Genomic DNA, 11,924 nt, shown 5'->3' on the forward strand with positions numbered 1-11,924 from the left:
AGAAACTGCATCTGATGCAGCCGTCACAGCAGGGTGTAATATGTCAAAAATCATAGCGTTACTCGCTCACTACCCGCCCTATCAGTTGGTACATGCCGCCGAGATGCTACGGGATACCTTCGAACAGTTTTATGAACAGCGTTACCAGCTGACCGTGCCGCAATGGCGCCTGATGATGGTGCTCGGCCCCAACTACCCCATCAGCCAGAAAGAGCTGGTCGAGGCGAGCGGCATGGACAAGGTACGCATCTCCCGCGAGATCCGCCGTCTGGTCGAAAAAGGGATCATCTTTACCGAGAGCAGCGAGCAGGACAAACGCATCAGCCTGGTCTCCCTCACCAATGCCGGGCTCGCCCTCTTCCTGCAGCTCAAGAGTGAAGCTGGCAGTTGGCAACATACCCTGACCGACTATCTGCCTAGCGAATCCCGCGAGGCGATCCGCCAGCATCTGCACAGCGTCAGCGCCGCCATTGAGCAGCTGCAATCACTGGATCGGGAGAAATAATCATGGATTTGAAAAAGTTCGCCACCATGGACATCAACATGCTGCTGAGCGTCGTCAATATGCAGCTGCGTGATCGCTATGACGATCTGGATGATCTCTGCAAGGCGCAGGAGATCGATCAGGCAGCACTGGAAGCGCGGCTCGCCAGCGGCGATTTTCACTACCAGCCAGCGCAGAAACAGTTCAGATAAAGAGAGCTAGCGGGATCGGGATCACAGCGCCAGTGAAGGCACTGGCCCTGCGGTAAAAACCTGATATGGTCTGAAGAGCCCCAACAGGGTGATGCACGGATACATCACCCTGTCACAAGAGGGCATTAAAATCGTTTCAGGTGAGCAAACCAAGGATGACCCCATGATATTGATGACCCGACAGAGCCTGTTGATCACGCTCTGTACCCTGTTGATGATCAGCCTCTTCACGCCCCACATGCCGCAAAGTACCGAACAGTGGCTGACCACCCTCTTGCTTGGCCTGCTGGTCGCGGTGGCATTGCTGCTGGTGCGTGGTTGTCGCCGCTTTATGATGGAGTAGTGACTCCGCCGGAACGTCTGTACCGACCGCTTGCCGCGATACTCTCTGTAGCATTACGCTCTTGTCGCAATCACACCAAGCCAAAAAACAAACGCAGCCTGATGGCTGCGTTCTTGTATCTGGCGGGGCAACCCCTTGAAGAGATAACCCCTGACGGGATAGAGAGCCCTTATAGAAGAGAGCCCTTAGATAGCCAGAGCCTCAAGCTGCGCTTTGGCCGCTTCCATCCCCTTGCTCTGGGCATCTGGGCCCATACCCATCCCCTCGGCGTAGATGAAATCCACCTCTTTGATACCGATGAAACCGAGCACGGTACGCATGTAGGGAGTGACCAGATCGGTGGCACTGCCAACGTGCATGCCGCCACGGGGGCTGATCACCAGCGCACGGGTATTTTCAACCATACCGACCGGACCGGTCTCGGTGTAGCGGAAGGTGACGCCAGCGCGAGCTACCAGATCGATCCAGTTTTTCAGCTGGGTCGGGATGTTGAAGTTGTACATGGGGGCCGCAATCACCACCAAGTCGCTCGCTTTGAGTTCGGCGATCAGCTCGTCGGACTGGGCGATCACCGCCAGTTGACGCTCGTTCAGGTTATCACCACCGCGAAGGGCCGGAGGCCAGCTCGCCATCCAGCACCGGCAGGTTGAGTGCTGCCAGATCACGCACGGTGAGGACATCATCCTGATGGTCAGCCAGGAAGCCGTCGATCAGGGCATTGGATTGGGAATATTGACCCAGGATGCTGGATTTGAGTACGAGGATATTGGCCATGGTGAAACTCCATTTGGTTGTCGGTTGAACAGCTGCGCTGTCGATGGAGGTCACTCTAAACATTGTGCTTATTTGCTGATAGCGAAAATAGATGCTCAACTTGTTCAAAATTTTTGATGCAAGGCCACTTCCTCGCCAGCCAATCTCGCGGCCGCGCTTCAACCCTTGGCAGAACAAACGATTGCCGTTATGATCCGCCGCACTTTTTTCCAGCGACCCGGATCCCATGATACCCTCGCGCAGGCACTCTCCTTTGGCCGGTGCAGTCTGGATGATGGTGGCAGGACTCTGCTTCGCCGCCGTCAACAGCCTGAGCCAGTATGTTAGCTTCAAGCTTGGCCTCCCATCGACCCAGGTCGCTTTCCATCAATACCTGATCGCCCTGATCTGCCTGCTGCCCTGGCTGGTCCGTCACGGCCTGCGCCAATCCCTGATGACCAATCAGTTCCGGTTGCACCTGTTGCGGGTATTGCTGGCGGTTATCGGCATCCAGCTCTGGCTCTGGGCACTGGCGTACCCCGTCCCCATCTGGCAGGGGATCGCCCTGCTGATGACCTCACCGCTGTTTGCCACCCTGGGCTCCGCCCTGCTGCTTAAAGAGCAAGTGAGCCGCACCCGCATTCTGGCCACCCTGGCGGGCTTTGCCGGCGCCATGCTGATCCTCGCCCCCTGGACTGACGAATTCAACTGGGCCTCCCTGCTGCCGGTGGCGGCGGCGCTGTTCTGGGCAGGTTACTCCCTGATGGTGCGCTATCAGGCGGCCAACGAATCATCCCACACCATAGTGGTGTATCTGCTTATCTTCAGTACCCCGTTCAACGTCATGCTGGCCCTGCCGGAGTGGCAGTGGCCGAGCGAGAGCCAGTGGCTGCTGGTTGCCGCCTCCGGCGTGCTGACGGCGCTGGCCCAGATGTCCATCGCCCGCGCTTACAGCGTGGCGGAGGCCTCCTTCGTACAACCTTTCGATTTTGCCAAGCTGCCGATGAACGTGCTGGCGGGCTGGCTGGTATTTGGCTGGGCGCCCCCCGGCCGTCTGTGGCTTGGCGCCGCCATCATCATTGGCGCCATTACCTTGCTGACCCATCTGGAGCAGCGCGCTCACAAACCCGTTTCCTGAGGTACGCCATGCGTGCCTCTTTTTTTGTCCGCTATTTGTGTAATAGCGATCATCAACAATGACCATCGACATCAGGAGAGATCGTATGTTTGGAACCGCAACCCGCCCCGGCGCCACCCGTGCCCTGCTGCTGGGCTCCGGCGAACTTGGCAAGGAGGTCGCCATCGAGTTGCAACGCTTCGGGATCGAAGTGATCGCCGCCGACCGCTACCCCAATGCCCCCGCCATGCAGGTGGCCCACGCAGCCCACGTGCTGGACATGCTCGATGGCAACGCCCTGCGTGCCCTGGTTGCCGAGGTTAAACCCGACCTCATCATCCCCGAGATTGAAGCGATCGCCACCGATACCCTTGCTGCCCTTGAGCAAGAAGGGGTCAAGGTAGTGCCCAACGCCCGCGCTACCCAGCTCACCATGAACCGGGAAGGGATCCGCCGCCTCGCCGCCGAGACCCTGGGTCTGCCCACCTCACCCTACCGTTTTGCCCAAAGCAAAGAGGAGTTTGTCGCCGCCGTCGAGGCTATCGGCCTGCCCTGCGTGGTGAAACCTGTGATGAGTTCGTCCGGCAAGGGGCAGAGCGTTTTACGCGATCTCGCCAAGCTGGATGAGAGCTGGACCTACGCCCAGGAAGGCGGCCGCGCCGGTCGTGGCAAGGTGATCGTCGAGGGCTTCGTTCCCTTCGAGTACGAGATCACCCTGCTCACGGTACGCGCCGTCGATGGCATTCACTTCTGCGACCCTATCGGCCACCGTCAGGAAGATGGCGACTACCGCGAATCCTGGCAGCCGCAGGTGATGAGCGAGCTGGCGCTGGCCCGCTCCAAAGCCGTAGCGGCCAAGGTGGTCGAGGCCCTCGGTGGTTACGGCCTGTTCGGAGTCGAGCTCTTTATAAAAGGCGATGAAGTGTGGTTCAGCGAAGTCTCGCCGCGTCCCCACGATACCGGCATGGTGACCCTGATCTCTCAGGATCTCTCCGAGTTCGCCCTGCACGTGCGCGCCATTCTGGGGCTGCCGGTTGGCACCATCACCCAGTACGGGCCGAGCGCCTCTGCCGTGGTACTGAGCGAAGGGCATAGCCAGAATATCTGCTATCAGGGGATTGGTGAGGCGTTGGCGCTGGTGCCGGGCGCCCAACTGCGGCTGTTTGGCAAACCGGAGATCGCCGGTCGCCGCCGTCTTGGCGTGGCGCTGGCCCGCGCAGAGGATTGCCAGGATGCGGTGGAAAAAGCCAAAGCCGTGGCCGCCAAGGTCGAAGTGCTGTTCTAAGGGCTTTTTTGCCACAGCAAAACAAACGTTTGCCAATGTGATCGGGCGCAAGGGGCATGGCAATGCCCCTTTTGCATTTCCCCGTCAGGCTTATAATCCCCTCTTCAAATTTGTCAGGAGTACAAGATGTTAGCAGCCGTGATCTTCGATATGGATGGTGTTCTGATCGACTCGGAACCCTTTTGGCAACGGGCCCAAATCGCCGTGTTCTCCGAACTGGGTCACCCCCACACCGTCGAGGATTGTGAGTCGACCATCGGCGTGCGCATAGATCAGCTGGTTGCCCACTGGTATCGCCTGCGCCCGTGGAGCGGCCCAACTCAGGAAGAGGTGGTACAGCGCATTCTGGATCGGGTCAACGCCCTGATCCTCTCCGAAGGTCAGGCCAAAGCCGGTGTGCTGGAGGCGCTCGACCTTATCGAGGCCCGCGGCCTGAAAGTGGGTCTGGCGACCTCCTCACCCTTTGCGATGGTAGAAGCTGTACTCGGCAAACTCGGCATTCGCGATCGCTTTATGGCGGTTCACTCTGCGGAAATCGAGCGTTTCGGCAAACCGCACCCGGATGTCTATATCCACGCCGCCGAGAAACTGGGGGTGGAACCGATGCACTGCCTGGCCATCGAAGACAGCTTTACCGGTTTGCTGGCGGCCAAGGCGGCCTCGATGACGGCGCTGATCGTGCCGGATCCCGCTTTAGTGGGCGACCCACGCTTGGCCATCGCCAACTACCAGCTCGGCTCGCTGGCCGAACTCAATGCCGACATGTTGGCCAGCTGGGTCAAATAGCGCCTTGCTGCGCTCGCGTTCTCATATCCGCAGGGGGCTCCAGCCCCCTGTTATTGCCAAACAACCGTTGGCAATTCCCCTCTTTTCACCCGTCAATCACAACCGGATTGTGCTTATCGCACACGACCAGTCCAGCCGGTTGCACCTTGCCATCCCTCAGGCTTGATCTCTGTCATAAACGTGCGTTTGCTCGCGGTTAACCCCCTGCAGCCCGACTAGAATCAGGGTAGATAGGCGGCCTCAGGGCCCGAGGAGGTTATCATGATCGAGTACACCAGCAAGCGCATCGTCTGCCCCCACTGCGGTCACCATACCCGGGTCGAGCTGGATGCCAGCCAGGGTGATCAGGAGTTTTACGAAGATTGCATGGCCTGTTGCAATCCGATCCACCTGCGGCTTCACCGCGACGAAGCCCGCGACTGCCTGCAACTCTTTGTGGATGCCGACGACGAGCAACTGTTTTGATTGCGAGTCACAAAAGGCCGAGCAGCTGTTTTGCCTGCAAGTCGCAAAGAGCTGAGCAGATGTTGTGCCTGCGAGCCATAGAAAGTTGAGTGGATATTTTCACCATGTAAATAACAAGGGCCTGCACACTGCAGGCCCTTGCTTATGAGGCGATTGAAACCGAGCCGTGTTCTTTCAGTGACCCGCGCGCGCCGCCAGTACCCGCTCCACCGTATCGACGATGGCCTGAGTCTGGGGATCGATCTCGATATTGGTCTGCCAGCCAGCCTTGACCCAACCCAGGTTGGTGCGGGCCAGGGTCTCGGGGATCAGGTGGACGCAGAACTCCCGCTCGCGCACCTCACCTATGGTCAGACTGATGCCATCGATGCCGATGTACCCCTTGGTCAGCACATATTTCATCAGCTCGGGAGCAAGGCGATACCACACCTGACGGTTGTTGGGGGTATCGATCACCGAGGTAACCTCTGCCATGCCGATGATATGGCCAGACATGGCATGACCGCCGATCTCGTCGCCAAAGCGGGCGGCCCGCTCCACATTGACCTTGTCCCCCACCTGCAGCTTGCCGAGGTTGGTCAGGCGCAGGGTCTCCTGCATCAGATCGAAGCTGACCAGCTCCCCCTCGACACGGGTGACGGTCAGGCAGCAGCCGTTGTGAGCGACTGAGGCGCCGAGGGCCAGCCCTTCCCCCCACTCCCGGCTGGGCATGCGGATCACGTGGGTACGAAATGAAGCACTCTCTTCGATGGCGACCAGCTCGGCCACACCTTGCACAATTCCGGTAAACATCATCACCTCTTTGTTTCTGGTAACACTCTCTGTTTTTTATCGCGGCCTGTGGCCGCTTCTTTTACATAATCCGTTTTTACACAATTCGTTTCGTACAAACTGTCACACCTGCTCCGCCGCCTCAGACCGCGCCAGCACACGAGCCCGGCGCTGGGAATGGATGACCACTATGCCAGCCAGCACGATGAGCAGACACCCCGCCATACTACTGAGAGTCGGCATTTCACCAAACATCAGATAGCCGCAGAGGGTAGAAAAAAAGATCTGGAAATAGAAGAAGGGCGCCAGAGTAGAGGCCTGCGCATACTGCATCGCCTTGATAAGGCAATATTGGGAGAGCAGGGTCACCACTGGTAGCGCCAGCAGATAGGGCCAGTCGGCAAGCACCGGAAAGCGCCACAGTGCAGGCTGCCAGCAGAGCACGACCATTGCCACCATCCCCAGCATGAAGCAGGTGACGATCAGGATATCGAGGGTGGTCAGACGCGGATCCACCAGCTTGGTGATGAGGTTGTAGCCGGTGTTGGCCAGCACGATGACCAGTGGCAGCAGGTAGTAGAGATTCGCATCGCCCCCGTCGGGATGAGTCACCACCAGCACACCAAACAGCCCCAGCAACACGGCCGCCACCTTGGCCCGGGTCAGCCGCTCCCTGAAAAAGATGACACCGGCCACCACAAAGGCCAGCGAACCAAGCTGGCAGATGATGGTGTAGACGTTGAGCGGCACATGGGCCAGCGCAATCACCGAGACCAGCGCACAGATCAGAAACAGCAGCGAGCGCAACAACAGCCAGCGATCCACCGCCAGCAGCGCCGACACGGTGCGCCTTGGCAACAACAGCAGCAGACCGAGGAAAGGAACAAAGAAGCGAAACCAGACCATCTCCATCACGGAGTAGCCATGGAGTACCAGATATTTGTCCGCGCCATCCTTGAGCGTCAGGGCGAGAAGAGCAAACAGCGTCAGGAAGATCGCCAGTGAATTGCGCGAAGAGAGCAGCATCAAAGAGGCCGAAACAGGAAAAGGGGGTAACAAAACTAACGGGCTTGCCGCAAATTACAACCGCGAGACTGACAAAATGGGAGCAAAACCGCTATATTTGCTCGCCTTTTTACTTTCAAGGAAGCAAATCATGATGGTTTATGAGTGCTGTGAAGCGATCCGTATCGCCTATAACCAGATTGGCTCCGGCGAGCAGGGCTATGTGCCGAAGGCCATCGCCGCCACTATCCGCGCCCTCAACGCGGTCGCCGCCGATGAACGGGTGCCCGCCGAACTGCGTGAACAGGCAGCCTATGCGGCAGCCAACCTGCTGATCAGCGATCACGAAGACGCCTGATCCTGCCCCCCGGGGCGGCAACTATTTCGTCCTGGCTGAATTTCAGGCTAGAATCTCCCCCACCCTTTGCACTTTCGTCCGAAAGTGCAAAGGCTCTTCCCGATTTCCGCTCTTTTTTACTCTTATCTGATCCACTCGGAGGTGTCAGTGCAACGTTATTGGTCCGAGGCGAAGCAGCTCGTCCGTCTAGCCAGCCCCATACTGGTCGCCCAGGTCGCCCAGGTCGCCATGAACTTCGTCGATACCGTGATGGCGGGACAGGTGAGTGCAGTCGATCTGGCCGCCGTGTCGGTGGCGTCCAGCTTCTGGCTACCGGTGATCCTGCTGGTGCAGGGGATCATCATGGCGCTCACCCCCATCGTCTCCCAGCTCAATGGCGCCCGTAAACGGGAGGCAATCCGTCCGGCCGTTCATCAGGGCTTCTGGCTGGCACTGATCGTCACCCCGCTGGCGATGATTGCGCTTTATTACAGTCCGCTGGCGTTGCAGTTCATGGATGTGGAGCCGGTGATGGCGGCCAAGACCACTGGTTATCTGCACGCAATTCTGTGGGGCCTGCCCGCTTTCGTGCTGTTTCAGGTGCTGCGCAACTTCAGCGAGGGTCTCTCCCACACCATGCCCACCATGGTGATCGGCTTTGTCGGGCTGGCGGTCAATATTCCCGCCAACTACATCTTCATTCACGGCCACTTCGGCATGCCGAAACTGGGCGGTGTGGGTTGTGGCGTGGCTACTGCCATCGTGCTGTGGGCCATGCTGCTGGCGATGATCCTCTATGTGAAGCTCTCCCGTCACTTCACCGAGATCCGGCTCTTCTCCCAGCTGGCTCGCCCCAACGGCAGCCGGATCTGGCGCTTGTTTCGCTTGGGCTTCCCCATCGCCATGGCGATCTTCTGCGAGGTGACCCTGTTTACCGTGGTGGCCCTGATGCTGGCCCCCTTCGGTGCCGAGACGGTGGCGAGCCACCAGATTGCGCTTAACTTCTCCAGCCTGGTCTTTATGCTGCCCCTCTCCATCGGGGTGGGTGTCACCATCCGGGTCGGCCACAGTATAGGTGAAGGGCAACCCCATCACGCCCGGGTGGCGGCTCGCACCGGCTTGATGCTGGGGATGGCCATCGCTGCTGCCACTGCCGCCATGACGGTGCTGCTGCGCGAGCAGATCGCCTCCATCTATACCGATGATCAGCAGGTGATCGTCCTGGCGGCCATCTTGCTGTTCTTCGCCGCCATCTATCAAATCTCCGACTCGGTGCAGGTGGTCGCGGCCGCCGCGCTGCGCGGTTACAAGGATACCCAGGCGATTTTCTACGTCACCATCGTCGCCTACTGGGGACTGGGGCTGCCCACCGGCATGATCCTGGGTCTGACCGACTTGCTGGTGCCGCGGATGGGGCCGCAGGGCTTCTGGATCGGCTTTATCGTCGGCCTCACCAGTGCGGCCCTGATGCTGGGGGCGAGATTGCGCTACATCTATGGCCGCTTTGCCACTCCGGAAGCCTGCACTACCCTGTCGCGATCTCAGTAGCAGGGCTTGGCAAGCGACAACTCGCCTGCAAAATCAACAGGCTGCGCAAGAACTGGGCAAACAGTCTCCTTTGTGCATATGGCCTGTTGACAGCCTTGGGGGGCATGGGTAGTATGCCGACCACGTCAGCAGCGCTGGCGTAGTGAAGTAAGAGAAAGTGGGTTTATAGCTCAGTTGGTTAGAGCACTACCTTGACATGGTAGGGGTCGTTGGTTCGAATCCAATTAAACCCACCACTTTTCTGTGATGCGTCCTTAGCTCAGCTGGTTAGAGCACCACCTTGACATGGTGGGGGTCGGTGGTTCGAATCCACTAGGACGCACCATTACAGAACACTGATTATGCGTCCTTAGCTCAGCTGGTTAGAGCATCACCTTGACATGGTGGGGGTCGGTGGTTCGAATCCACTAGGACGCACCATTCAGTTTGAAAGAAATGCAGATGTGGGTTTATAGCTCAGTTGGTTAGAGCACTACCTTGACATGGTAGGGGTCGTTGGTTCGAATCCAATTAAACCCACCACTTCTGCATAAAGAAATAAAAGTCGCATTGCGCACCCTGCGTCCTTAGCTCAGCTGGTTAGAGCATCACCTTGACATGGTGGGGGTCGGTGGTTCGAATCCACTAGGACGCACCAGATTAAAAAAGCCCGCTCATCGAGCGGGCTTTTTGCATTCTGCCATGCAGCCACAGCTCTGCCCCGCCACTCCGTTCAGCACAATTCGGCAATGGCGCAGAACCTTGTTCCCATAAAAAGCCCGTGTCGTCTGATAAACGACACGGGCCAGATCGATGCCGCCAGCGCCTCAGCTCTGCACGGCAATCTCGTACTTCTTTATCTTGCGATAGAGGGTGGCAATCCCAATCCCCAGCGCCTGTGCGGCCAGTTTTTTGTTGCCAAGCCGCTGCAGGGTCTCTTCAATCATCTGTTTCTCCATGCTCTCAAGGCCGCTCTCACCCGGAACGGGTTCAGGCAGTTTCTCCGGCGTGGCGACAAGCGGAGCGGTGGCAGGCACATTGAACGCCGCATCCAGATTGGTCACCGGGATCGACTGGGCCGCCACGCGATGGGGCTCCTGATTGCGGATGATGTTGGGGGGCAGCAGGCTGGCGTCAATCACCTCGCCCGCCTGGCTGACGTTGACCAGATATTCGATGAGGTTGCTGAGCTCGCGCACGTTGCCTGGCCAGCGATACCCCTTGAGCAGCGCCATCACCTCGGGTGCCAGACCGGGATAGACGATGCCGATCCGGCAGGTGTGGAGGTTGAGGAAGTAGTGGGTCAGCAGCTCCACGTCCCCTTCCCGCTCCCGCAGCGGCGGCAGGTTGAGAGGGATGACGTTGATGCGGTAATAGAGATCTTCACGAAACTTCCCCTCGGCGATGTATTGATCGAGATGCTGGTGAGTAGCGGCGATGATGCGAATATCCACCGGCACCGGTCGGCTGGCCCCGATGGGGGTCACCTCCCGCAGCTCCAGTACCCGCAGCAGCTTGGCCTGCATGGTGAGCGGCATGTCGCCAATCTCGTCAAGGAACAGGGTGCCCTGATGGGCCGCCTGGATCAGACCCTGTTTGCCACCGCTGGAGGCACCGGTAAAGGAGCCCTTCACATAACCAAACAGCTCGCTCTCCAGCAGTTGTTCGGGAATGGCGGCACAGTTGATGGCGATGAAAGGCTTGTCCTGACGGGGACTCAGGCGATGGACAGCGCGTGCCACCACCTCTTTACCGGTGCCACTCTCGCCACAAATCAGCACGCTGGAGGGACTCTGGGCGATGCGGTGCAGCAGTCGCTTGAGGGTGCGCATCGGCTTGCTCTCGCCGATCAGCTGATCGATCCGCACATCCGGATCCGGCTCCTGAACCTGACCGGAGTGGGACTGGTGAAACGCCATCAGAAAGAGCTGCTGGCCCTGCACATGGTGTAGCTGGCCAATGATCAGCTCCTGACGACCTTCAAAGGTGATGATGTGCTGAAGATGACCACTCAGCCCCTGTTGGGAGAAGGTGAGCGGGCGGATCCCCACTTCGCGCCCCTGCAGCTGTTCCTGCTGGCAACCCAGATGATGGAGTGCCGCCTCGTTGGCGTAGAGCAGTTGACTCTTGTCATCGAGCAGCAGGCAACCCTGATCCATGTTGGTCATCAGATTGAGGAACACCTTGTTGACCCCGTCCGACAGCCCGCGTGAATCGAGCAACTTGGCCACAAAGATGGTGGAGATGTGGCGCACATAGTCACACACATCCTGCAGATTGTTGTTAAGGCGCGCCTGCTGCTCGTCGCTGAAAGCCACCAGACTGATCACCCCGATGCAGCGCTCGTCCACCATGATGGGCACCCCGAGGAAGGCGCGCTCACGGCAGCTCTCCTTGCAGGTACAACCGTCACACACGGGATCATCGCTGGTGTGGGTAACGATCTTCTCCCGCTGGTTATCAATCACATAGCGCAGCAGGCGGGAATCCCCCTCCAGCTGACGTCCAAAGAATTTGCCATAGGGCCCGGTGCCAGCCACCCGAACCATATCGGCATCCACAATCTCGACCTCAAGCTGCAGCACACTGGCCAGCATCTTGGCAAAGCGCAAGATGGTCGGCTGGATCTGCATCAACAGACACTGGTTGCTCACGGATCTCATCCATCATTCCTTTTTGTTCTTGTTATCCTCCCCCTAAAGGGAGTCATGCTGGCCAGATACTAAGGGATATCAGGGGGAACTACTTCGGGGGGGATCACGAAAAGGGAAAATGATCCGTATCCTCCACAACTTCAGAGGCACAGATAAAATTCAATAAAAACATAAAGATGAAAACA

Annotated in this window: 12 protein-coding genes, 5 tRNA genes and 1 pseudogene; 14 read left to right on the top strand and 4 right to left on the bottom strand. The window is 58.6% G+C overall.

The window, feature by feature from the left end; all coding sequences use genetic code 11:
- Window positions 1–40 precede the first annotated feature (40 nt).
- The 3 genes from ACTG2S_RS12525 (at window position 41) to ACTG2S_RS12535 (ending at window position 1,039) form a co-directional block, all read left to right on the top strand.
- Window positions 41–505, top strand: coding sequence for a MarR family winged helix-turn-helix transcriptional regulator (locus tag ACTG2S_RS12525; RefSeq protein WP_005336856.1), 465 nt, complete (start codon window positions 41–43; stop codon window positions 503–505).
- A gap of 2 nt (window positions 506–507) precedes the next feature.
- The gene (locus ACTG2S_RS12530; protein ID WP_019445848.1) at window positions 508–696 is read left to right on the top strand and encodes a DUF4250 domain-containing protein; all 189 of its coding nucleotides are present in this window, start codon (window positions 508–510) and stop codon (window positions 694–696) included.
- A 163-nt stretch (window positions 697–859) separates the two neighbouring features.
- Window positions 860–1,039, top strand: coding sequence for a hypothetical protein (locus tag ACTG2S_RS12535; protein ID WP_075115065.1), 180 nt, complete (start codon window positions 860–862; stop codon window positions 1,037–1,039).
- A gap of 185 nt (window positions 1,040–1,224) precedes the next feature.
- Here ACTG2S_RS12535 and ACTG2S_RS12540 read toward each other — a convergent pair.
- Window positions 1,225–1,813, bottom strand: a pseudogene (locus ACTG2S_RS12540) (FMN-dependent NADH-azoreductase).
- 226 nt (window positions 1,814–2,039) lie between these two features.
- Between ACTG2S_RS12540 and ACTG2S_RS12545 the strand changes: the two are divergent.
- The 4 genes from ACTG2S_RS12545 to ACTG2S_RS12560 all read left to right on the top strand — a co-directional run bounded on the left by ACTG2S_RS12545 (window position 2,040) and on the right by ACTG2S_RS12560 (window position 5,445).
- A complete protein-coding gene (locus ACTG2S_RS12545; RefSeq protein WP_069528158.1) occupies window positions 2,040–2,930 on the top strand; it encodes a DMT family transporter in 891 nt (296 codons plus the stop codon).
- A gap of 85 nt (window positions 2,931–3,015) precedes the next feature.
- A complete protein-coding gene (gene purT / locus ACTG2S_RS12550; protein ID WP_274160441.1) occupies window positions 3,016–4,194 on the top strand; it encodes a formate-dependent phosphoribosylglycinamide formyltransferase in 1,179 nt (392 codons plus the stop codon).
- A 126-nt stretch (window positions 4,195–4,320) separates the two neighbouring features.
- Window positions 4,321–4,980, top strand: coding sequence for a hexitol phosphatase HxpB (gene hxpB, locus ACTG2S_RS12555; RefSeq protein WP_274160442.1), 660 nt, complete (start codon window positions 4,321–4,323; stop codon window positions 4,978–4,980).
- Window positions 4,981–5,241: 261 nt separating this feature from the next.
- Complete coding sequence (locus ACTG2S_RS12560; RefSeq protein WP_005336871.1) at window positions 5,242–5,445, top strand: CPXCG motif-containing cysteine-rich protein; 204 nt, start codon at window positions 5,242–5,244, stop codon at window positions 5,443–5,445.
- A gap of 174 nt (window positions 5,446–5,619) precedes the next feature.
- Here the strand turns inward: ACTG2S_RS12560 and ACTG2S_RS12565 are convergent, their stop codons facing one another.
- Window positions 5,620–6,237 (bottom strand): riboflavin synthase subunit alpha, encoded by a 618-nt coding sequence (locus tag ACTG2S_RS12565; RefSeq protein WP_159144585.1) that lies wholly within the window; start codon window positions 6,235–6,237, stop codon window positions 5,620–5,622.
- A 102-nt stretch (window positions 6,238–6,339) separates the two neighbouring features.
- Complete coding sequence (locus ACTG2S_RS12570) at window positions 6,340–7,242, bottom strand: DMT family transporter (RefSeq protein ID WP_274160443.1); 903 nt, start codon at window positions 7,240–7,242, stop codon at window positions 6,340–6,342.
- Between the two features lie 130 nt (window positions 7,243–7,372).
- On the opposite strand from ACTG2S_RS12570, the gene ACTG2S_RS12575 reads away from it, so the two are divergent.
- The 7 genes from ACTG2S_RS12575 (at window position 7,373) to ACTG2S_RS12605 (ending at window position 9,743) form a co-directional block, all read left to right on the top strand.
- On the top strand, window positions 7,373–7,579 hold the full coding sequence (locus ACTG2S_RS12575; protein WP_005352334.1) for a YaeP family protein: 207 nt from the start codon (window positions 7,373–7,375) through the stop codon (window positions 7,577–7,579).
- Window positions 7,580–7,726: 147 nt separating this feature from the next.
- Window positions 7,727–9,106, top strand: coding sequence for an MATE family efflux transporter (locus ACTG2S_RS12580; protein ID WP_274160444.1), 1,380 nt, complete (start codon window positions 7,727–7,729; stop codon window positions 9,104–9,106).
- 159 nt (window positions 9,107–9,265) lie between these two features.
- A tRNA-Val gene (locus ACTG2S_RS12585) sits at window positions 9,266–9,342 on the top strand.
- Between the two features lie 12 nt (window positions 9,343–9,354).
- A tRNA-Val gene (locus ACTG2S_RS12590) sits at window positions 9,355–9,431 on the top strand.
- Between the two features lie 18 nt (window positions 9,432–9,449).
- Window positions 9,450–9,526 (top strand) — tRNA-Val (locus ACTG2S_RS12595).
- Between the two features lie 25 nt (window positions 9,527–9,551).
- Window positions 9,552–9,628 (top strand) — tRNA-Val (locus tag ACTG2S_RS12600).
- 38 nt (window positions 9,629–9,666) lie between these two features.
- Window positions 9,667–9,743: transfer RNA gene (locus ACTG2S_RS12605), tRNA-Val, on the top strand.
- Window positions 9,744–9,912: 169 nt separating this feature from the next.
- Here the strand turns inward: ACTG2S_RS12605 and ACTG2S_RS12610 are convergent.
- Window positions 9,913–11,748 carry a sigma 54-interacting transcriptional regulator gene (locus ACTG2S_RS12610; protein WP_150389034.1) on the bottom strand — a complete coding sequence of 612 codons (1,836 nt, stop codon included), beginning with the start codon at window positions 11,746–11,748 and terminating at the stop codon, window positions 9,913–9,915.
- Window positions 11,749–11,924 lie beyond the last annotated feature (176 nt).

Origin of the sequence: Aeromonas sp. 82P (genome assembly GCF_051919365.1) — a bacterium.
Taxonomy (GTDB): Bacteria; Pseudomonadota; Gammaproteobacteria; order Enterobacterales; family Aeromonadaceae; genus Aeromonas; species Aeromonas veronii.